18 protein-coding genes are annotated in these 21370 nt (G+C 65.3%); 10 read left to right on the top strand and 8 right to left on the bottom strand.

What is annotated here, in order from left to right; all coding sequences use genetic code 11:
- Positions 1 to 199 precede the first annotated feature (199 nt).
- The gene (locus tag U0034_RS05180) at positions 200 to 1183 is read left to right on the top strand and encodes an alpha/beta fold hydrolase (protein WP_085223704.1); all 984 of its coding nucleotides are present in this window, start codon (positions 200 to 202) and stop codon (positions 1181 to 1183) included.
- Positions 1184 to 1192: 9 nt separating this feature from the next.
- On the opposite strand, the gene U0034_RS05175 is transcribed toward U0034_RS05180, so the two are convergent.
- Positions 1193 to 1462 carry a hypothetical protein gene (locus U0034_RS05175; protein ID WP_085223706.1) on the bottom strand — a complete coding sequence of 90 codons (270 nt, stop codon included), beginning with the start codon at positions 1460 to 1462 and terminating at the stop codon, positions 1193 to 1195.
- Between the two features lie 548 nt (positions 1463 to 2010).
- On the opposite strand from U0034_RS05175, the gene U0034_RS05170 reads away from it, so the two are divergent.
- The 3 genes from U0034_RS05170 to U0034_RS05160 all read left to right on the top strand — a co-directional run bounded on the left by U0034_RS05170 (position 2011) and on the right by U0034_RS05160 (position 6875).
- Positions 2011 to 3738, top strand: a complete 1728-nt coding sequence (locus U0034_RS05170; RefSeq protein WP_085223708.1) for a methanol/ethanol family PQQ-dependent dehydrogenase — start codon at positions 2011 to 2013, stop codon at positions 3736 to 3738.
- A gap of 163 nt (positions 3739 to 3901) precedes the next feature.
- Positions 3902 to 5140, top strand: a complete 1239-nt coding sequence (locus tag U0034_RS05165; RefSeq protein ID WP_085223710.1) for a c-type cytochrome — start codon at positions 3902 to 3904, stop codon at positions 5138 to 5140.
- A 208-nt stretch (positions 5141 to 5348) separates the two neighbouring features.
- Positions 5349 to 6875, top strand: coding sequence for an aldehyde dehydrogenase family protein (locus tag U0034_RS05160; RefSeq protein ID WP_085223712.1), 1527 nt, complete (start codon positions 5349 to 5351; stop codon positions 6873 to 6875).
- A 233-nt stretch (positions 6876 to 7108) separates the two neighbouring features.
- Here U0034_RS05160 and U0034_RS05155 read toward each other — a convergent pair whose 3' ends face one another.
- The gene (locus U0034_RS05155; RefSeq protein ID WP_085223714.1) at positions 7109 to 8338 is read right to left on the bottom strand and encodes a porin; all 1230 of its coding nucleotides are present in this window, start codon (positions 8336 to 8338) and stop codon (positions 7109 to 7111) included.
- Positions 8339 to 8619: 281 nt separating this feature from the next.
- On the opposite strand from U0034_RS05155, the gene U0034_RS05150 reads away from it, so the two are divergent.
- Positions 8620 to 10176, top strand: coding sequence for a methyl-accepting chemotaxis protein (locus U0034_RS05150; protein WP_085224439.1), 1557 nt, complete (start codon positions 8620 to 8622; stop codon positions 10174 to 10176).
- A 137-nt stretch (positions 10177 to 10313) separates the two neighbouring features.
- On the opposite strand, the gene U0034_RS05145 is transcribed toward U0034_RS05150, so the two are convergent.
- The 5 genes from U0034_RS05145 to U0034_RS05125 all read right to left on the bottom strand — a co-directional run bounded on the left by U0034_RS05145 (position 10314) and on the right by U0034_RS05125 (position 16716).
- Positions 10314 to 11066, bottom strand: a complete 753-nt coding sequence (locus tag U0034_RS05145) for a FadR/GntR family transcriptional regulator (protein ID WP_085223716.1) — start codon at positions 11064 to 11066, stop codon at positions 10314 to 10316.
- Between the two features lie 115 nt (positions 11067 to 11181).
- Positions 11182 to 12309, bottom strand: coding sequence for a lactonase family protein (locus U0034_RS05140; RefSeq protein WP_085223718.1), 1128 nt, complete (start codon positions 12307 to 12309; stop codon positions 11182 to 11184).
- A 124-nt stretch (positions 12310 to 12433) separates the two neighbouring features.
- Positions 12434 to 14920, bottom strand: a complete 2487-nt coding sequence (locus U0034_RS05135; protein WP_233211962.1) for a TonB-dependent siderophore receptor — start codon at positions 14918 to 14920, stop codon at positions 12434 to 12436.
- Positions 14921 to 15184: 264 nt separating this feature from the next.
- A complete protein-coding gene (locus U0034_RS05130; RefSeq protein WP_233211961.1) occupies positions 15185 to 16204 on the bottom strand; it encodes a FecR domain-containing protein in 1020 nt (339 codons plus the stop codon).
- Positions 16201 to 16716 (bottom strand): sigma-70 family RNA polymerase sigma factor, encoded by a 516-nt coding sequence (locus U0034_RS05125; RefSeq protein ID WP_085223721.1) that lies wholly within the window; start codon positions 16714 to 16716, stop codon positions 16201 to 16203. Before U0034_RS05125 ends, U0034_RS05130 begins: the two co-directional genes overlap by 4 nt.
- A gap of 261 nt (positions 16717 to 16977) precedes the next feature.
- On the opposite strand from U0034_RS05125, the gene groES reads away from it, so the two are divergent.
- The 4 genes from groES to U0034_RS05105 all read left to right on the top strand — a co-directional run bounded on the left by groES (position 16978) and on the right by U0034_RS05105 (position 20120).
- Positions 16978 to 17268 carry a co-chaperone GroES gene (gene groES, locus U0034_RS05120; RefSeq protein ID WP_085223724.1) on the top strand — a complete coding sequence of 97 codons (291 nt, stop codon included), beginning with the start codon at positions 16978 to 16980 and terminating at the stop codon, positions 17266 to 17268.
- A 42-nt stretch (positions 17269 to 17310) separates the two neighbouring features.
- Positions 17311 to 18951 carry a chaperonin GroEL gene (groL, locus tag U0034_RS05115; RefSeq protein WP_085223727.1) on the top strand — a complete coding sequence of 547 codons (1641 nt, stop codon included), beginning with the start codon at positions 17311 to 17313 and terminating at the stop codon, positions 18949 to 18951.
- 358 nt (positions 18952 to 19309) lie between these two features.
- Positions 19310 to 19594 (top strand): hypothetical protein, encoded by a 285-nt coding sequence (locus U0034_RS05110; RefSeq protein ID WP_085223730.1) that lies wholly within the window; start codon positions 19310 to 19312, stop codon positions 19592 to 19594.
- A gap of 1 nt (position 19595) precedes the next feature.
- On the top strand, positions 19596 to 20120 hold the full coding sequence (locus U0034_RS05105; RefSeq protein WP_085223733.1) for a helix-turn-helix transcriptional regulator: 525 nt from the start codon (positions 19596 to 19598) through the stop codon (positions 20118 to 20120).
- A gap of 27 nt (positions 20121 to 20147) precedes the next feature.
- Here U0034_RS05105 and thiD read toward each other — a convergent pair whose 3' ends face one another.
- Positions 20148 to 21002, bottom strand: a complete 855-nt coding sequence (thiD, locus tag U0034_RS05100) for a bifunctional hydroxymethylpyrimidine kinase/phosphomethylpyrimidine kinase (protein ID WP_085223735.1) — start codon at positions 21000 to 21002, stop codon at positions 20148 to 20150.
- Between the two features lie 189 nt (positions 21003 to 21191).
- Here thiD and U0034_RS05095 point away from each other — a divergent pair, with 189 nt between their 5' ends.
- Complete coding sequence (locus U0034_RS05095; RefSeq protein ID WP_085223737.1) at positions 21192 to 21362, top strand: rubredoxin; 171 nt, start codon at positions 21192 to 21194, stop codon at positions 21360 to 21362.
- Positions 21363 to 21370 lie beyond the last annotated feature (8 nt).

Raw genomic sequence — 21370 nt, 5'->3', positions numbered from 1 at the left:
ACGCCCTTTGCCTGCCGGTTCGGTCGGCCATACCGCAGGTATCGCGCGGGTATCGCGCGGGTTCGGCCATATCGTTTACGATGGCGCCGTCACCTTGGCACCGATATCGGGTGTTCTCCGTAGTTCCCCGATATCGTTCAGGTTTTCTTGATCTGCGGCAATTTTCGTCCGTCGGGCGACCGCCGCCTCGTTGCCGCTCATGAGCCATTGGTCTTCGATCCGTCATCCGCGGACGTCCGGCACGCCCGAACGCCGATACGAACGCCGATACTTTACGCGCGACGGCCAGCGCATCGCTTTCACGCTCGCCGGTGCGGCCTCGGGCACGCCGGTGGTCGTGCTGCACGGCGGCCCGGGCAGCGGCAGCCAGATCGGTACGCTGCGGTTATTCGACCTTGCGCGGTTTCGCGTGGTCCTCGTCGACCAGCGTGGCGCGGGTGCGTCGTCTCCGCGTGGAATCGTACGGCAAAACCGCACCGATCGGCTGATCGGCGACATGGAAGCCATTCGGCGGCACCTCGGTATCGAGCGCTGGGGCGTCGTGGGCGGGTCGTGGGGAGCGGCGCTCGCGCTGGCCTATGCGGGCACGCATCCGTCGCGCGTGTCGGGCGTTGTCCTGCGCGGTCTTTTCCTGGCGTCGCGCCAGGAGGTCAGGCAGCTTTTCATCAGGTCGCGCTCACGCGCGCCGCGCGCATGGCGGGCGCTTTGGCGCGCAGCGGGCGGCGGCCGCGCTTCTGTCCTGGCGCGCCGGTGCGCCGATTCGCTCGCGGCCGGCGCACCGGCGGCACGGCAGCGGGCGGTCGCGGTGGCGTGGCGCGAGTACGAGCGGGCGGTGCTTGCGTCCGCTCATCGCCGTCGCGTGCGTGCCCACCCACGCGTGTCGAACCGGGATGCGACGGCGCTCGTCGCGAAATACCGCGTGCAGGCGCACTATCTGTCGCACGACTGCTGGCTCGGGCCGCGCCGCCTGCTGCGGCTTGCGCAACGGGCCGCATCGCACGGCGTGCGGATCGCGGCTATTCATGGCTCGCGCGATCCCGTCTGCCCGCCGGCCAATCTCGATCGCCTCGCGAGGGCGGTGCCGGCCACGCGCGCGGAGCGTGTCGCCCGCGCCGGGCACCTCGGCAGCGAGCCGGCGCTGGCCGACGCGCTGAGGCGCGCAGTCGAGGCGATGTTCGGCTGAGGCAGCGCATCATTCGAGTCGCGCATTGGCGGCGGCCAGCGATACGCCGTCGGTGCCCATCGCGGGCCGCGGGCGCGGTGGCGGAAAGACATGCCAGCAACCGTCGCCGTGCCTGAAGAAGTGAAGGCAGGCCGTACCTTGCATACCGCACACTTCAATGCGCACGCAGCGTCCGTCGCGGCTCGCCGCGCGTCCCAGCCGCTGCACGCGCAGCGATCCGATGGATGGGTCCGGCAGCGGCACCAGCCATTTCTCCACTATCGAACGTAGACGTCCCATCCGCTTGTCCTCCTCTCGATCGCGACGGCCGTGCGCCCGTGTGTCCGTGTGCAGCGGCCTTCGAAGCCCCATTCAGCGAGAACCATGCCATTGCGCGACGTCATATCGAAGCGTGTCGCAGCAGCCTGCGGCCGAACAACGATGAGATGACCGTGGAACGCAACGGGTGTTGCGTTGCTGTACAGCCAGGCGGGTCACCTGTCGCACTTTGAAACAGCGCAACGCGAACGAGTGCATTCGTCGCGCAGCGCGCGCAACGCGCGCATTTGACACATTGCCGTGCTGTCCGGGCAGCGCTTACGCCGATGGCATACGACTTGCGTCGAGCCCGCCCGCCGCGATGCATGCGACTGCCTGGTCGACATCGCCGCGATAGATAGATAAACCCTCAGCTTTGGCATGGGATCGGCCCACGCGCCGAAGTGCCAGGTTCGAACGCTCTCCTTGCATCCGATCGAGCAGACGCTGACGCGCCGATTTCGATCGATTGTCTCGGACGGAATCGGGCCGGGTGCCGACGCGTCGAGTCCGACCGATAGGAGACAGACATGAAGAGACGTACGGCTTCGGCCTTCCTGATGACGGCGCTTGCGGGCGCGGTAGTCGGCGCCCTGGCATTCGATGCATCTCGCGCGAGCGCCGCCGACGGGTATCAGCCGGTCACCTACGAGCGATTGGCGGGCGCGCAAGACGACGCGGGCTGGCTGACCTACTACCGGAGCTACGGCGGTCAATCGCACTCGCCGCTCAAGCAGATCGATGCGACCAACGTGAAGAGCCTGAAGGCTGCGTGGACCTACAAGTTTCCCGCCGAGCTGCAGCAAGGCTTCGAAGCCACGCCGATCGTCAACGGCCGCTATCTCTTCGTCACCACGCCGAAAGACAACGTCTATGCATTCGATGCGGCGACGGGCAAGGAACTCTGGCGGTTCGAGCCGAAGCTCGGCGCCGAATCGTTCAAAACCGCATGCTGCGACGTGATCAACCGAGGCGTCGCGCTTTATGGCAAGAACGTCTACGTGGCGATGCTGAGCGGCGAGGTCGTCGCGCTCGATGCACAAACGGGCAGTGTGGTCTGGAAAAAACGCATGTTCGACCCCGGCGTCGGCTACGCGTTCTCGCTGGCGCCGCTGGCGCTCGACGGCTCGATCGTCGTCGGCAGCTCGGGCGGCGAGTATGGCGCGCGCGGTTTCATCGCCGCGTTGAGCCCCGACGACGGCAAGGTGCTATGGAAGCGCTTCACGGTGCCGGGCGCGGGCGAGAAGGGCGGCGACACCTGGCCCAACGGCATGCAGGACCATGGCGGCGCACCGGCGTGGCTGACGGGCACTTACGACGCTGCGACCAAGACGCTTTACTGGGGTGTGGGCAATCCCGGTCCCTGGCTCGCCGATCTGCGTCCCGGCGACAACCTCTATTCGGACTCGCTGCTGGCGCTCGATCCGAAGACGGGCGATCTCAAATGGCACTTCCAGTACACGACGCACGACACCTGGGATTACGACGGCGTCAACACGCCCGTGCTCGCGAAAATCACCTATGAAGGGAAGGACTACGATGCGATCGTCCACGCCGACCGCAACGGATACTTCCATGCGATCGATCGCAGCAACGGCAAGCTCATCTATGCGAAGCCGTTCGTGAAGGCGACTTCGGTGACCGGATACACGGCCGAAGGAAAGCCGATTCAGGACGGCGCGAAGTACCCGAAAGTCGGCTCGACGATCAACACCTGCCCGAGCTTTCTCGGCGGCAAGAACTGGTGGTCGATGTCCTACGACCCCGAGCGCCATCTCGCCTTCGTGCCGGCGCTGCACGCCTGCATGAGCTTGTCCGGCAAGTCGGTGAGCTACATGGAGGGGTTGCCGTATCTGGGCGAGGGTTTCGAGATCAAGGCCGAGCCCGGCAGCCGCGGCTATGGCGAACTGCAGGCCATCGACGTCAACACGGGCAAGAAGGTCTGGAGCCACTGGAGCAAATTGCCGTGGAACGGCGGCGTGGCGAGCACCGCGTCGGGCATCGCGTTCAGCGGCTCGCTCGACGGCTACCTCTATGCGTTCGACGCGGCCACCGGCAAGGTGCTCTGGCAAAGCCCGAAGCTCGCGAGCGGCATTGTCGCGCAGCCTTCGGTCTTCGAGGTGGACGGCAAGGAGTACGTGGCGGTGCTTGCCGGCTACGGCGGTGCCAATCCGATCTGGGGCGGCCCGATGGCGAAGATCGCTGACAAGATCCCGCGCGGCGGCACGCTCTACGTTTTCGCCCTCGGCCGCGGGTAAGCGGTCGACAACGGCCCCTCTCGGCCTCCAGCCGCCTTATTGACCGCCATCGGTCGCCATGGCCCCGCTTGGCGATCGGTCCGGCGGTCATGGCCGCGCCTGCCACGTCGGCCGGCGCGGTCGTGACCGTGCTCGAGCATTCAGGTTCAGGAACAGCCTCATCATGAACACAAACCTTACTCGTCTCGCGGCGACCAGCATCGTCGCGCTTGCCGCCACGCTGGCCGACGCGCCTGCGAACGCCGCCGTCCGCGTGTGTATGTTCGACGGCAGTCCCTCGTCCGTCGTGGATCGCGCCGTCGCACGAGAAGCATTCAAGGCCGCGCGCATCGATGCATCGTTTGTTGCCGACGCCATCGCCGGCGGCGATGACGACGGCGTATCGCTGAAGGAGCTGCGGCGCGCACTGACGCGGCGCTGCGACGTCATCGCGGGCTTTCCGCGCTCGTCGGTGGCCGACGCCACGAGCCCCGATCTCGTCTTTTCGCGCGGCTATTTGCGTGCGGGCTACGTGAGCGTGCAGGAGGCGAGTGCGGGCAACGCGCCCGGCGCCGCCGGCGCGCGCGAGGGCGTAGTGGCGGCCACATATGGCAGCCCGGCGCAACTGATCGCCGTGCAGGCGCGCGGCGTGAAGCTGGACCTCGAGAACACGCCGGCGCTGACCGTTGCCGCCGTGGCCGAAGGCCGGGCTCAGCGCGCAATCGTTTGGTATCCGGCCGTCGTGGCCTATCGGCAGGCGCATCCGCAACTACGGTTCGACGTTGCGGCCACGCAGTCGCCTTATGCCGACTGGCATCTCGTCTTCGCGATCGCGGCGCGGCATGCGGCGCTCGGCGCCCGCCTCGATCGCGCGCTGAGCGCGATGCGGGCCGATGGACGCCTGGCCGCCCTCACGCGCGAATGGGACATGCCGGTGGGCCTGCAAGCCGCTGCGAGCCACGCAGGCCGGGCGCAAGCGGTGCCGGGCGACGGCCTGCCGCGGGCAGGCATCATGCCGGCCGTATTGGGAGCCGGGGGGCGCGGCGCGTTCGTTCGAGTGTCGGCGCAGCCGCCCTCGGAGGCGCCGTCGTTCGATGCCGTGCAGGTGTCGCACGGCAAGAAGCTGTATGCCAACGCCTGCGCGAAATGCCACGGGGCGAAGCTCGAGGGCGTGACGGCGCCGGCGTTGACAGGGCCGGCGTTCGCACCGGCCAGCAACTCGCACCTGACGATCGGCGGGATCTTCGGCTACATGTCGACGAACATGCCCGCGGATCGTCCCGGCAAGCTCAAGCCGCAGGACTACGCCGACATCATGGCGTTCCTGCTGAGCTCGAACGGCTATCGGCCCAAGGCCGAGAAGCTGACGGCCGACGTCGCGAAGGCATCGGCAACGCCGCTCAACGCGGGCCCGCAACAGTGAACGCCGGCACGCGCCGCGCGAGGCCGTCCCATGGACAGCAACTGTTCAGTATCGCTACAGGAGTGATGCGAATTGGAACAGTCTTGCGCGGGCGTGCGGCTCCGGTCACGGCGCCTGCCGCTACCGAGCGTGTGGCACACATGTTGCCTTGATGGGTGCCACAGCCGGCTGGCGCTGTGAACAAATTTTCGATTCAAGGAGACACGCGATGGATATGTTCGACCTCAAGAGCCTGGGACTGGACATCGAGTACCCGTACGTTCAGCAATACGAGAACTATATCGGCGGGAAGTGGGTGCCGCCCGTGGCCGGTGAGTATTTCGAAAACGTCTCGCCGATCAACGGCAAGCCGTTCTGTCGCATTCCCCGTTCGGCCGCGGCCGATGTCGAACTCGCGCTCGATGCCGCGCACAAGGCGCGCCGCGCCTGGGGCAAGACGTCGACGACCGATCGCGCGAATCTGCTGCTCGCGGCAGCCGATCGCATGGAGAGGAACCTGAAGCTTTTGGCCGTGGCGGAGACGATCGACAACGGCAAGCCGCTGCGCGAGACGATGGCGGCAGACCTGCCGCTCGCCGTCGACCACTTCCGCTACTTTGCGGGCTGCCTCCGCGCGCAGGAAGGCGGGATTTCGGAGATCGACGACAACACCGTCGCCTATCACTTCCATGAGCCGCTGGGCGTCGTCGGCCAGATCATCCCGTGGAACTTCCCGCTGCTGATGGCGGCGTGGAAGCTCGCGCCCGCGCTCGCGGCCGGCTGCTGCGTCGTCATGAAGCCGGCCGAGCAGACGCCGGCCTCGATCCTCGTGCTGATGCAGATCATCGGCGATCTGTTCCCGGCCGGCGTGATCAACATCGTGAATGGCTTCGGCCGGGAGGCGGGCGAGGCGCTCGCCACGAGCAAGCGCATCTCGAAGCTGGCGTTCACGGGCTCGACGCCCACGGGCAAGCACATCATGCGCGCGGCGGCCGAGACGCTGATTCCGACCACGGTCGAGTTGGGCGGCAAGAGCCCGAACATCTTCTTCGCCGACGTGCTCGATCGCGACGATGCGTTCCTCGACAAGGCGCTCGAGGGCCTCGCGATGTTCGCGCTGAACCAGGGCGAAGTCTGCACGTGCCCCTCGCGCGTGTTGATCCAGGAATCGATCTACGAGCGCTTCATCGAGAAGGCGATCGCACGCGTGCAGAACATCAAGGCGGGGCACCCGCTCGATCCGTCGACGATGATTGGCGCGCAGGCCTCGCAGCAGCAGCTCGACAAGATTCTCTCCTACATCGACATCGGCCGCGGGGAGGGCGCGCAGTGCCTGACGGGCGGCGAGCGCCGCAGCCCGGCCGAGGGCCTCGGCAGCGGCTACTACGTGATGCCGACGATGCTGCTCGGCAACAACAAGATGCGCGTGTTCCAGGAGGAGATCTTTGGGCCCGTCGCCTCGGTGATGACGTTCAAGGACGAAGCCCACGCGATCGAGCTTGCGAACGACACGTACTTCGGTCTGGGCGCCGGCGTGTGGACGCGCGACGGCACGCGCGCCTACCGCATGGGCCGCGAGATCGAGGCGGGCCGGGTGTGGACCAACTGCTACCACCTGTATCCCGCCCACGCGGCGTTCGGCGGCTACAAGCAATCGGGTATCGGGCGCGAAACGCACAAGATCGCGCTGTCGAACTATCAGCAGACGAAGTGTCTGCTCGTGAGCTACGACGCCAAGCCGCTCGGGTTCTTCTGAGCGCGCGCGGAATCGGACGGTAGAACGCGTTCCCTCCAGTCGACGATTCGTCGCCGGTTTGACGGTTGCGGGAAGATCCTGCAACCGTCTTTTTTGTTGCTGGCGGCGAGACGCTGAAGGAAATGCGGCGGGAAAAAGAAAAACGCCAGGGGCGTGAGACCCTGGCGTTCAAGTGCTCGTACCGAAGTTCGAGCAGCGCGGCTTCGGCAGCGATGCCGCGCAGTCGTTGTTGCTTAGAAGCGGTGGATGATACCGGCGCCGACGGCAACTTGGTTGGCGCTGCTCGACGGGTTGCTGTTGAAACCGTCGCCGATCGAAGCCGTCGCGTTGATGATGCTCGTACCGTTCGAGCCGATCGTCTTGCCCTTCGCGTGCTGGTATGCCTCGACAGCATACAGGCCCGTGCGCTTCGACAGCGCGTAGTACTGCGACAGGTTGAACTGGTGATAGCGCGCGGCGTCGCTGATGCCGTTGGCCTTCGACGAAGCGGTGTAGCTATAGCCAGCAGCCAGATCGAGCGTCGGCGTTGCCTTCCAGTGCAGCACGGCGCCGGCCGTGTTGAAGATCACTTCGTTGCGGAAAGACGACGTTGCACCCGGAACGTACTGCACGTTCGTGAACGATGCCGAGACGTCCAAATTCGGCGTGAACTGATAGCCGGCCGTCACGCCGATGCGCTGTTGACGGGTAGCCGACCGGTAGCCATTGTTGACTGCCGACACAGCTTGCTCGCCGGCGTACGTCGTGGCCGAGCCGGGACCGCTGATTGCCGACGAATTCCACAGTTGCGTGGTTGTGGTCGCATTGTTGATGTGCTGGTAACCGACACCGATGCCGAACGGACCGTTCTTGTACTGTGCCGCCACGCTCCACACCGAATCGGCCGCCATGCTGCCGGCGACGCCGCCGAACGCATAGCCACCGCTGAACGTGAAGCCGGAGATCGTCGGCGACGTGTAGACGACCTGGTTGTTCGTGCGGAAGCTGGTGTCCAACGAGTCGATATCGCCCGGATGTGCGCCGTATGCGCCGGTCAGCCACGTCGTCGGGCTCCACGGCGACAGCAGCGTGTAGTACGGCGTGTACTGACGGCCAGCCGTCACCGTACCGTACGTCGCGTTCGAGATACCGACCCAAGCCTGACGGCTGAAGCCGAGGCCCGAGAACTGCTCGGCGCCCGTCGCGCTGTTGAAGCCTTGTTCGAGGGTGAAGATCGCCTTGTTGCCGCCACCGAGATCTTCGCTACCCTTCAAGCCGAAACGGCTGCCGGCCCAGATGCCTTGGTTCATCTTCACGAGCGACTTGCCGCCCGAGGTGGAACCCACCGACGTCGAATTGTTCTGCCAGCCGATGCCGGTGTCGACGATACCGTACAGCGTCACGTTGCTTTGCGCTTGCGCGGCGCCGGCGGCGAGGCCTACAACCGAGGCGGCCACCATCGTAGAAATCACCCGTTTTTTCATTAGATCTCCATGCATGCTTGGTTTGGTGCGAAAGGCGCTGAGTTGCTACTCATATGTCATCGTACAACTGTGATGCCATTAAAAATTCTCGGGGCAGTGAATTGCTGGAGATACTAGGGAAATTACTACGCGCAATCTTGCTGGATGCGTGTTGTAAGACAACGTATGATGTGCGCGGCGCGTTTTGGCCTACAGTTCGTCGCCGGACGGCCGTTATATAGAACGATTTGAAGACCAACCGCCGGCCCGTGTCCGGCATGGACGAACGGGGTGTCGGCGCGATGGGTAATTTGTCGGTGAGGCGCAGCCTGCTTGCTGTATTGGCAGTGTTCGCAGCCATGATGGTGCTGGGGGGCGTGCTGGGTGTCGTGGCGCTCAGCCGCGCGAACGCCGCGGCGGCGTTGCAGCAGGAGATCGCCAGCCAGGTGATTCTCGTCAACGACGGCTACAAGGACACCACGCGCACGCGCTCGGCATTGACCCGTGCCTACGCCGCGCTGAAAGAAGCGGGCGATACGGCCACGCGCGACTCGGCGCTCAAGAGCGCGCAGACGACGATCGACCGCGCCGCCTCGGAAACGGACGCATTTCGCCGCGCCGCGCGTTTCGACGGCCAGGATGATGCGTTAAAGCAACAGTTGCTCGACGCCTCCGAGCGCCTTGCCTCCTACCTGAAAGCTGCATCCCAAGCGTTGCGTAATGGCGACACTCCTGCCTACGTGACGATCAACGACAAGGACATCCGAACCGCCGGGATCGATTATTCGGCGGCGGTCGAGAAATTCCAGAAGCTGGCGGGCGGGTTCGCCCAGGTATCGGCTGCGGGCGCCGCGCGCGATTACCAGTGGGTGCTCGGCCTCGTCCTGGTGGGCGTGTCGTTCTCGCTCGTACTGATTGCGTCCACCTACTTCGCGTTGCGCCGGATCGTCATCGGGCCGCTGCACGAAGCCGTGAACATGCTCGATCGGATCGCCGCGAACGATCTCACCGTTGAAGTGCCCCAGGCCGGCGCAAATGAAATCGGCCAGCTTTTCGCCGCGATGAGCCGTATGCGCTCCGGTCTCTGGCAGGCCGTCTCGGTCGTGCGCGAGAACTGCGACGCAATCCATACCGCCGCGCGCGAAATTTCGGCGGGCAACCTGGACCTTTCCAGTCGCACGGAGCAGCAGTCGGCGTCGCTCGAGGAGACGGCCGCGAGCATGGGCGAGCTGACGTCCACGGTCAAGCGCAATGCCGAGCACGCGCGTACGGCGAGCGACCTTGCCGCCAATGCGGCGCAGGCGGCGGAGCGTGGTGGCGATGTGGTCGGCCGCGCCGTTCAAACGATGAGCGCGGTGTCCACGAGCTCGCAGAAGATCGCCGACATCACGGGCCTCATTGACAGCATCGCGTTCCAGACCAACATCCTGGCGCTCAATGCCGCAGTGGAGTCGGCCCGGGCAGGCGAACTCGGCCGCGGGTTCGCCGTGGTGGCGGGCGAGGTGCGCTCGCTCGCGCAGCGCAGCGCGGCGGCGGCGCAGGAGATCAAGACGCTCATCGGCACCTCGGTCGAAGACGTGAAGAGCGGCAATGCGCTCGTCACCGAAGCGGGCCGCGCGATGGGCGAGATCGTCGCATCGGTGCGCGAGGTCGCCTCGATCATGACGGAGATCACGGCTGCAACGGCCGAGCAAAGCCTCGGCATCGAGCAGGTGGGTCAGGCGGTGAGCCAGATGGATCAGGTCACCCAGCAAAACGCGGCACTGGTCGAGCAGTCGGCGGCCGCGGCGAGCGCGCTCGAGCAGCAAGCGCAGGCCACCGCAACGGCAGTGGCGGCGTTCCGCTTGAGCGCGCGCTGAAAGAAGGCAGCGGCCGCCGCCGAGCGGCCGTTCGTCTGATTGATCCGTCGTGGCGCGCCGGCGGTATGCCGCACGCTGAACCGGGCACGCGCCCGATGCACGGTCGCGGCCCCGGTGCGTACCCGGTTACGCGATCGTCAACTGTGCGATTCCACTGCCATGGCAGTTGCATTCGCGCGCCGCAATCTCTCCCGGCTGTTCGACAGATGCATGCGCATCGCGGCACGCGCGCTTTCCGCATCGCGCCGTGCGATCGCATCGTAAATGCTCTCGTGCTCGCCATTGACGGTCGAAAGATAGATGCCGGGATCTTCGTGTGCGATGCCAGCCGAGTCTATCCGCTCGCGCGGGATCAGCGCGGTGCCGAGCTGCGTGAGGATGTCGACGAAATAACGATTGCCCGTGGCCTGTGCCACGGCGATGTGGAAGTGCAGATCGGCTTCGACGCTCGCCGGTTCGTCGCTATGGGTGGCGATGAGCGTATCGAGCGCCGCGCGCATGCGCGCAAGGTCATCGGGCTGGGCGCGCTGCGCGGCGAGCCCGGCGCATTCGGTTTCGAGGCTGATGCGCAACTCGAGGATGTGAAGCACGTCGCGCAGCGTCGTGCCGGGCGCCACGTTGAAGCCGACGCTTTTCGCGGCCGGCTCGAGCACGAAGCTGCCGATGCCGTGGCGTGTTTCGATGACTTTCGCGGCCTGCAAGCGTGAGATAGCCTCGCGAATCACGGTGCGGCTGACGTTCATGCTTTCCATCAGCTGCGATTCGGTGGGCAGCTTGTCGCCAGGCTTCAGCACGCTCGCTTCGATCTGCTCGACCAACTGATTGACGACGAATTCCGCGAGATTGCGGGCGCGCCGCGGCGAAGCGGCGTTAAGGGGCGGCGCTGACATCGGGTACCTCTTGCGACAGCGAACGGTCGATTATTTATTCATTATAGCTAGCGGTTCGCGCGGTCATCCGACAACTGACCATGGCGGCCGCGCGTAGCCAGCTACCGGGGAGTGCTTACTCGAACGTGACGGATTCGACCCAGTTCGGATTTTTACCGGTGGGGTAGCGTCCGACGGCCGAGAGCGTGCCCGTTTTCGCGTCGATGCGGTACACCGAGAGGTGGTCGCTCAGTTGTCCGGCCGCGAGCAGGTAATGGCCGGACGGGTCGATGCCGAAGCCGCGCGGCTGCTTTTCGGTGGGCCAGGTGCCGATGCGTTCGAGCGTGCCCTTGCGCGAATCGACGCGGTAGCCGGTGAGCGTGCTCGATGTCCGTTCGGATACGTAGACGAAGCGGCCATCGAGGCTTTGGTGGACGTCCGCCCCCCACGGCTTGCCGCTGCCGAAGTCGGGCGGCAGGATGGAGACGCTCTGGATGGGCTTGGCGCGATCGGTGCGGCTATCGAAGGACAGCACGTGCAGTTTTCCGTCCAGTTCGTCGATCAGATAGACGAAGCGGCCATCGCCCGAGAAGATGAAGTGGCGCGGGCCCGACTTTGGCGGCAGCGAGTAGGCCGGCTGTGCGTCGTTGGCGAGCGTGCCGGCATCGGCGTCGAGCTTCAGGCGCAGCCATGCATCGGCGCCGAGTACCGACGCGAAGGCATAGCGGTTGTCGGGCGAGGTGCGGATCGAGTGAGCCATCGGGCCCGTCGGCACGGTCTGGAAGGTCTGGGCAGCGATTCCGCTTGCGTCGATGCGGTTCACGGAGAGCATGTTGCCGCCGTACGACGCGCCGAACAGATAGCGCCCGGAAGCATCGGTCGAAATGTACGCCATGCTTTCGGGCAGCGCGGCGGAGCCGATTTCGGTGAGCCGGCCGTCGAGCGGATTCGCGAAAAGCGTGACGACGCGGTACGGCTTCGAGCGCAGTGCGACATAAAGATGCGGGCGGTTCGGCGAGCGAGCGATCGGCATGGCCGTGCCGCCGAGGGGGAGTGTCTGGATGGGGGCGAGCGAACCGGAAGCCTCGTCGAGTTCGTAGGCGGAGATGTCCTGGCTGTCTGCGTTGGAGACGTAAACATAGGTGCGGCTTGCGTGGGCCGGCATCGACCAGATCGTGGCCATGGCGCCGAGCGCCGCGGCGAGGCGGGTCCACTGCTTGAGGCGCGAGCGTGCGGGTGCGCTCTGGGAAAAGCCGAGTGTCATGTCTCCTCCGTTGTTTTATGGAAACTGTAAGGTACGTCATCCTACGTCTGACGAGAATAGGCGATTACCTGGAGTATTCGGCGTACCCACCGCGGGGAGCAGGAGGCCTCGCAGCCCCCCACGCTCACCACCGATAGTTCGCACCCGCGAAAACCTGCCGCCCATAACCGAACCAGCACCAGGTCGTATAGCTGCAAGACGCGACATAGCGCCGGTTCAACAGATTCTGCGCATTGACGTACACCTCGCTGCCTTTGAGCGAGGGCGAGAGCCGGCCGAGGTCGTAGCGCAGCGTGGCATCGAGGAGCACGAAGCTGCTGAGCTTGTAGCTGTTGTCGTAACTGTACGTCTGCCCCGTGTAGCGTATGCCCATGCCGCCGGAAAGCCCCGCCAGCGCACCGCGGTGCTGCGTGTAGTACGCCCAGAGCGACGCCTGGTTCTGCGGCACGGCCGAAAGGTATTTGCCCTGTAATCCGCTGCTGTCCTTCACGTATTTCGTGTCGAGGTAGGTGTAGCTGGCAGCCACGTCCAGCGCATCGCCGAGACGCGCTTTTGCCTCGAGTTCGAGGCCGCGCGAGCGGGCTTCGCCGGCTTCCGTCTGAAAGCCCGGATTGTTTGCATCGACGGTCAGCAGATTGCGGCGCGTGAGGTCGAACCAGGCAACCGTAAACAGCGCATCCCAATTGGCCGGCTGATACTTGATGCCCACTTCGTACTGCCGTGCGCGCTCCGGGTCGAAAGGCCTGCCGGCCGCATCGGTGCCCGACTGCGGCGAGAACGATTCGGTATAGCTCGCATAAGGGGCGATGCCGTTGTCGAACCGATACGTGAGGCCCGCGCGCTTGGTGAACGCCCGCGCGGACTGGCTCGTTTGTGTCGCGTTGTCGACGTTGCGCGTGGAAGTGTTCATCCAGTCCTCGCGGCCGCTGAGCGTGAACACGAAACGGCCGAAGCGGATCTGGTCTTGTGCGTAGACGCCGTATTGATTGCTGCGCACACGAGTGAGCGTGCGAGCCGGATCGGCGATTGCCGCCGAATAGTCGGGCGCGAAGATGTCGAGCGTGGGTGCCGAGCCGTATCCGAGCAGGTACGAGCTCGCCATGTGCTGATAATCGAAACCTGCGAGCACCGTATGGCTGAGCGGGCCGGTCGCGAACTTTCCCTCGATCTGGTTATCGAGTTCGACCGTGTTCATGCTGTCGGTCGACGCGATCGAGTACCGGTCGAGCGTGCGATAGTCGCTTTCGAGGCCGCTGCCATAGACGCTTGCGTAGTCCTGGCTGATATGGAAATAGCGGCCGTTCGAGCGTACGGTCCAAGCGGGATTCAGCCTGTGCTCGAACTGGTAGCCCACGGACGCCTGTGTGCGGCTGAACCGTTCGAAGGCGGTGTCGCCGTCGTAGAAGTCCGACGGCAGCTTCCCATAAGGATTGAAGAGCACGGAGCCCTCGGGCGGCACGCTGCCGTAGGACGTGCTGCGCGGGTCGCGCTGATAGAGCGCGAACAGCGTGAGGGCGGTCGTATTGTCGGGGCGCCACGTGAACGACGGGGCGATCGCGATGCGTTCGTTGCGCGTGGTGGCGACTTGCCCGTCTTCGCTGCGCGCGAGCGCGGCGAATCGATAAAGGTAATGCGCGCCGGCATCGAGCGGCCCCGAGAAGTCGAACGTTGCCTGCTTGTGGCCGTAGTTTCCGAACTCGACGCCCACTTCGTGCAGCGGCTTTTGCGAGGGCTGTTTGCTTTGCTGGTCGATGACCCCGCCCGCGGATGCCTGGCCGTATAACACCGAAACCGGTCCCTTGAGAACGTCGACTCGTTCCATCAGGTAAGGATCGAGCTGCGGAACCGAATACATGCCGTTGCCGAGCAGCTTGAGACCGTTCCAATAAGTGTCCGCGTCGAAACCGCGTACTTTCAGCAGGTCATAGCGCGTGGCGAGGCCGCCGCGCGATTCGGCCGTCACCCCGGATGTGTAACGCACGGCGGCATTCAGGGTCTGCGCGTTTTGTTCGGTCATCTGCTGGCGCGTGATGACCGAGATCGACTGAGGCGTGTCGACGATGGGCGTGTCGCTCTTCGTCGCCGTCGTGCTCGAATACGCGACATAGCCATCCGTTTCGTCGTCCGCGCCCGCGCCGGCCGTTACGTGCACGGTGGGCAATTGCCGGGCTGGCTGCACGGATACGGGGCCGGAGGTGGGCCGCGCGCGCACGAGGTAGACGCCGTTCGCCGTCTCTATTGCTTCCACTGGCGTGCCCGCGCTCAAGGCCGCGAAGCCTTCGTGGACGGTGAAGCGGCCGTCAAGGCCGGGGCTTGTCAGACCATCGACGAGACGCGGGTCCATCTGGACGCTGACGCCGGCCTGGCTCGCGAATTCGGCCAGCGCGCGGCCCAAGGGGCCGGCGGGGATTTTGAACGTTGGCCGGATCGTCGCCGGCGCCGAGTTGGCCGAGGCCTCGGCGGCACCGACGTTTGCCGGCGCGGCCGCCGTCAATGCGAAGCCCGCGCCGAGGCAGGCGAGCGCGAGCACGGCCGGCCGTGGGGCAACGCGCAGAGGCAGGGTTAAGCCGCGTGCGGCGGCTGGCGTCCGGCGGAATGGCCGTCGGGTCATCGGTGGCTCCTTTGTCGAAATAGCGGTGCGGTTATTCAGGTAGGACACGCGAGCCGCTAAAAGGGGACATCGGGGCATCGAATGGACACCCTCCGATCGAGGGGCGATGCGGCATACCGCTGCGTTGGGACCGGTGCGCAGGTTGGAGGGCTTGCGGCGGGCTGCGCGTGCCGGGCGCAGCGGGGCTGGAGTGCGGCGCTGAAGCGCTGACTCCCGCTGGCACTCGCAAGCGGCGCCGGTGAGAGCGCAGGTTCCGCTGGTTCTTCAGATGCCTGCTGCCGTCACGCCGATCCAGTAGCGCGTGCGCGAGACGATCCGGACGGGGAGGGTCTGCGGTAGCGCCGCGAGAATGTCGTCCGCCCGATCGAGCCGGAAGACACCGGAAATACGGAGGTCGGCCACGGACGGGTCGCACCGCAGCAGGCCCGGCCGGTAGCGGCTCAACTCCGACAGGAAATCGGCCAACCGCATGCGTTCGGCGAACAACGTGCCGTGTGCCCAGTCGGCCACATGGGGGTCCACAGGCACGGCCTCGCCTATCGACGAGGCCGTGAAGCGCAACTGCCGCCCGGCCGGGACGATGCGCTTGAGCGGTGCCGCTTCCGTCGCGGCTTCCACTGCGCCGTGCAGCACGGCTACGAACGTGCCGGCGCTGCCGTCATCGCGCACGACGAAGCGCGTGCCGAGTGCGCGGAGCATTCCTTGCGCCGTTTGTACGACGAGCGGGCGGTAAGGGCGGGCATGACCCGCATCGCTACCCGTCGTCACCTGAATCGCACCGGCATACAGCGTGAGGCGGCGCTCGCCGTCGCCGAACCGGATGTCGAATGCGGTAGCCGTATCGAGATCGACGCGTGAGCCGTCGGCCAGGGTGACGCTCCGGCGTTCGCCGATCGTAGTCCGTTCGTCCGCGGCCCATTCGCGCCAGGGCGTGGCGCGATATGCGGCATAGCCGATGGGCCCTGCCGCGAGCATCAGAGACAGGGCCTTGACGGTCGTGCGCCGGGTGGTGCGGACGCTGCGCCCGAGTACGGGCATGCCGACGCTGGCCGGCACCGCATCGAGCCGGGCCGTGAGCCGCAATGCGCGCTGCCAGGCGCGTTCGTGCTCGGCGTCCGCGGCGCGCCAACGCCGGCACGCTTCCTCGTCTTCGCGCGAGCCGCCGCCGTGCAGCCGCACGAGCCACGCCGCGGCTTCGCGCGCGACGGCACGCGAGAGCGGGAGCGCGTCGTCGGCGGCGCGCTCGGCGGCCGCGCGTTGCGCGTCGATTCCCGCGCCGTTCACGGAGCCGCCAGCAGGCAGGCTTCGTACGCGTTCGCCATGTAGCGCTTCACCGTGCGAACGCTCACTTGCATGCGCGCTGCGATATCCGCATAGGCCAGCCCTTCCAACTGCGCCAGCAGGAACGCGGTTCGAACCTTGGGCGGCAGGCCGTCGAGCATGGCGTCGATCTCGTGAAGCGTTTCGAGGATGGCAAGGCGTTCCTCGGGGGAAGGCGCCTGCGCGTCGGGCAGATGCGCGAGCGTGTCGAGAAAGACTTTTTCGAGCGAAAGCCGCCGGTAGTGATTGAGAAGAACGTGGCGGGCGACGGTGGCGAGATAAGCGCGCGGCTCCAGCAACGCTGGTGGGCCCAGCCGCGCCCAGGAACCGATGATACGCACGAACGTGTCCTGCGCGAGGTCGGATGCGTCGAACGCGTTTTCGAGCTTTCGGCGCAGCCAGCCCTGCAACCAGCCGTGGTGGTCCCGGTAGAGTGCGTGCACGTCCTGTCGCACGTCTGAAGGCACGGCGGCCATCGAACGATCCCCTTTCGCGTCGCGCGCCGGCTACCGGCGTTGCAAATAAGAATGATTTGCGTTTATAACTCGACCGGCCGCGTTTGGCAACTGGGGCGTTGCGGGGGCATTGTCGCAATTGTCCCTCGGTCCCTTCTTGAATTCGCCCACACCGGTCCATATAATTAGCACTCGCTGCACGTGAGTGCTAACAAGTTCCGTCCGGGTCGCTGGGCGGCCTAACCTAAGCGTTCTTCAGTCTCAATCAAGAGAGGAGTGTGTATGAACCTTCGTCCTTTGCACGATCGCGTCATCGTGAAGCGTTTGGATCAGGAAACCAAGACCGCCTCGGGCATCGTGATTCCTGACGCCGCCGCCGAAAAGCCGGATCAAGGCGAGGTGCTCGCGATCGGGCCGGGTAAGCGCAATGACAAGGGCGATCAAATCGCGCTCGACGTCAAAGTCGGCGACCGTGTCCTGTTCGGCAAGTACGCCGGCCAGACGGTCAAGGTCGACGGCCAGGAATTGCTGGTGATGCGCGAAGAAGACATCATGGCAGTCGTCCAGAAGTAACTCGTCTCGATCCTATTCCACAAGATTTCAAGGAGTTAGAAGATGGCAGCTAAAGACGTCGTATTCGGCGACAGCGCACGTGCCAAGATGGTTGAAGGCGTGAATATCCTCGCCAACGCGGTGAAGGTCACGCTGGGTCCGAAGGGCCGCAACGTCGTGCTCGAGCGTAGCTTCGGCGGCCCGACGGTCACCAAGGACGGTGTGTCGGTCGCGAAGGAAATCGAGCTCGAGGACAAGCTCCAGAACATGGGCGCGCAAATGGTCAAGGAAGTCGCTTCCAAGACCAGCGACAACGCCGGCGACGGCACGACGACGGCAACGGTGCTGGCCCAGTCGATCGTTCGTGAAGGCATGAAGTACGTCGCATCGGGCATGAACCCGATGGACCTCAAGCGCGGCATCGACAAGGCCGTGCAAGCTGCTGTGGAAGAGCTGCGCAAGGTCAGCAAGCCCTGCACGACGAGCAAGGAAATCGCTCAGGTCGGCGCGATCTCGGCAAACAGCGACTCGTCGATCGGCGATCGCATCGCCGAAGCGATGGACAAGGTCGGCAAGGAAGGCGTGATCACGGTCGAAGACGGCAAGTCGCTTGCCGACGAACTCGAAGTCGTGGAAGGCATGCAGTTCGACCGCGGCTACCTGTCGCCGTACTTCATCAACAACCCCGACAAGCAAGTCGCCGTGCTCGAGAACCCGTTCGTGCTGCTGCACGACAAGAAGGTGTCGAACATTCGCGATCTGCTGCCGGTGCTCGAGCAAGTGGCCAAGGCTGGCCGCCCGCTGCTGATCATCGCTGAAGACGTGGAAGGCGAAGCGCTCGCCACGCTCGTCGTCAACAACATCCGCGGTATCCTGAAGACCGTTGCGGTCAAGGCGCCGGGCTTCGGCGATCGTCGCAAGGCGATGCTCGAAGACATCGCGATCCTGACCGGCGGCCAGGTCATCGCCGAGGAAACGGGCCTGACGCTCGAGAAGGCGACGCTGCAAGAGCTCGGCCAAGCCAAGCGCATCGAAGTGGCCAAGGAAAACACCACGATCATCGACGGTGCCGGCGACGCAAAGAACATCGAAGCGCGTGTGAAGCAGATCCGCACGCAAATCGAAGAAGCGACCTCGGACTACGATCGCGAGAAGCTGCAGGAGCGCGTGGCGAAACTGGCCGGCGGCGTGGCCGTCATCAAGGTCGGTGCTGCAACCGAAGTCGAAATGAAGGAAAAGAAGGCGCGTGTCGAAGATGCGCTGCACGCTACGCGCGCAGCCGTTGAAGAAGGCATCGTGCCGGGCGGCGGCGTTGCGCTGATCCGTGCTCGCGCCGCGATCGCCAGCGTGAAGGGCGCCAACGCCGATCAAGACGCCGGCATCAAGATCGTGCTGCGCGCGATGGAAGAGCCGCTGCGTCAGATCGTGACGAACGGCGGCGAGGAAGCCAGCGTTGTCGTGGCGGCTGTCGCTGCCGGCAAGGGCAACTACGGCTACAACGCGGCCACCGGTGAATACGGCGACCTCGTGGAAGCCGGTGTCGTCGACCCGACGAAGGTGACGCGCACGGCGCTGCAAAACGCCGCGTCCGTCGCAGGCCTGCTGCTCACGACCGATGCGGCCGTTGCCGAGCTGCCGAAGAAGGAAGCGGCTGCTCCTGGCGGCATGCCGGGCGGCATGGGCGGCATGGGCATGGACATGTAATTCGGCGCAGGCCGGATTCACATGGGGTGCGCTTCGGCGCACCCGCTCGAAAAACCCGCAGAAATGCGGGTTTTTTTTCGCCGGTCAACAGCCTCCTGCCGATTCGGCGATGCCGGCACGCGTGCCGCCGCGATGCACCGCTCGCTCCATACTCGTTCTGGCCGTTCGGGGAATACCCATGTGAGGCCTTTGGCGGGCAGCATGTCGGGGTGTCCTTCATCGAGAGAACGGCTTTGACACCGCGAACACCATGCCCCTGTCCACTGAAGCGGCCCGCCTCCGCGTCAGCTTCCCTTCGTCCTAGGTTGGTGGGTTGTCGTTTGACAACCGCACCTGAACTTTGTATCTTGGGGCCCGTATGACTCGTCCTGTGCATCCGAGCAAGGAGATCGAAGAGGCGTTACGGCATGCCGAAGCGCACGGCTGGACGGTCAAGCGGGGCGGGTCCCATGCATGGGGAAAGATTTATTGCCCCTACAACAACGATGAATGCCGATGCGGCGACTTTTGCATCAGCGGCGTTTGGAGCACGCCGAGAAGCGCCGGAAATCACGCGCGGGCTATACGGCGGGTGGTGGACGGTTGCACGATGCACAAGCGCCTGGCGGCGGTCATGTCCCGGCGTGCTCCGGGCAGGAAGTGAAATGGAATATACGTTTACGTTGAGGTACCGCTTGCCCGACAGTTCGCTCGATCCGGACGACCTGATGGAGCGGCTCGGAGCGGCGGGTTGCGACGACGCCCTGGTCGGTACGGGGCTGCCGGGCCGTGTCGCACTGGAGTTCACCCGCGAAGCCCCGAGCGCGCGCGAAGCGTTTCTCAGTGCACTGGCGGATGTCCGGCGGGCGGTTCCGGGCGGTTGCCTGATTGAGGCCGTGCCTGATTTCGTCGGTCTGACGGACGTCGCTCAAGCAGTGGGCGTGACGCGGCAGAACATGCGCAAACTGATGATCGCGCACGCCGGGAGTTTTCCGGCGCCGGTCCACTGCGGGAGCGCTGCGATATGGCACTTGGCCGAGGTGCTGGCTTGGCTTCGTGCACGAGGCAGCTACGATGTTGGCGCGGATCTCTGGGAAACGGCGGCGGCGGCAATGCAGATCAACGTGGCGAAAGCGGCGCGGCAGGCGGCGCCGGCCTTCCAGGAGGCGTTGGGCGATCTCGTGGAGTAAGGCCGGCTGCGCCGCCGCTGTCCGCAATCACCGCGGAGGCTGCTTGTATCGCGGACTGGCCGCCCGCACTTCGTCGCTGTCGTCATCGCGGGCCCAGAAGAAGCGATCGGGCAGATAGGCACCCATACCTGGGCGAAAGGCGTTGCGTGTCGCCTGGTAAAGGTACTCCTGAGCCTCGCGTGCGGCTTCCGCGGGCTCCTGCCCGTTGGCAAGCAGTGCCGCAATGGCCGCGCCGAGTGTGTCCGTCGTGCCCATGATGCGGTGCGCGGGGCGATCCCACATGTCCTGACGCAACTGGCCGTCTTCGCTGAAAAGGGTGTTGACGAGCCGATGCGTGCCCGGCTCGGTGGCGAGGATATACTCCGTCCCCTGCGAGAGCAGTTGTGCGATGGCCGCATCCAGGCTCGGCGATTCGGCATCGCCGTCGGGCTGTGCGAGCGCGCACAGCGTGGCGTGATCGGCTACGAGCACCGTTGTTTGCGGCGCGAGCAAATCGGCGATGGATTCGCGCAGTTCATCGGCCGCAAGCACGTGTTCGTCGTCGACAGTGAAGTCGGGCGCGAGAATGAGCGGAATATCGTCGTAATCGGAAATGACTTCGGCAACCGCGCTCACCACCTCCGCTCGCGTGGCCGCTCCCACCTTGAAGGCGGCAATCGGCATGTCTTCGAGCAGCATGCGCGCCTGCGTTGCCACGACGTCGGGGTCGAGCCCCGTGACCTCCTCGCAGGTGGCCGAGTCTCGCACCGTGTAGCCCGTCAGCACCGAGACGCCGTGGCAGCCCATGCTTGCCAGCGTCAGCAAGTCGGCTTGCACGCCGAAACCACCGGTCGGGTCGGAGAGGCCGAAGGTAAGGACGATCGGAGGAGCGGCACTGGGCATGACGATGGGGGCTTGAGGCGAAGAGTATTGGCGGTGAGGGCGGCGCGGTGCGCCGCCGGCCTCAATTATGCGGCTTAATCGCAAGAAATGGCACGCCGGACGGCGAAGGATGAAGTCATAGCCACCGCACGGCCAAAACGGTACCATCATGGCTCTTTTGATCAACGGACCTTTCGACGCGGCAGAAGAATGGAATACAGAAGCTGGATGTGCCTCATTTGCGGCTGGATCTACGATGAAGAAGCCGGGCTGCCGGAAGAGGGGATCGCGCCCGGCACCAAGTGGGAAGACGTCCCCGTGAACTGGACCTGCCCCGAGTGCGGCGCGCGCAAGGAAGACTTCGAGATGGTCCAGATCTGAGCCACCGC

The sequence above is a fragment of the Trinickia caryophylli genome (assembly GCF_034424545.1).
Taxonomy (GTDB): domain Bacteria; phylum Pseudomonadota; class Gammaproteobacteria; order Burkholderiales; family Burkholderiaceae; genus Trinickia; species Trinickia caryophylli.
This window is presented reverse-complemented; position numbering and strand designations above follow the sequence as displayed.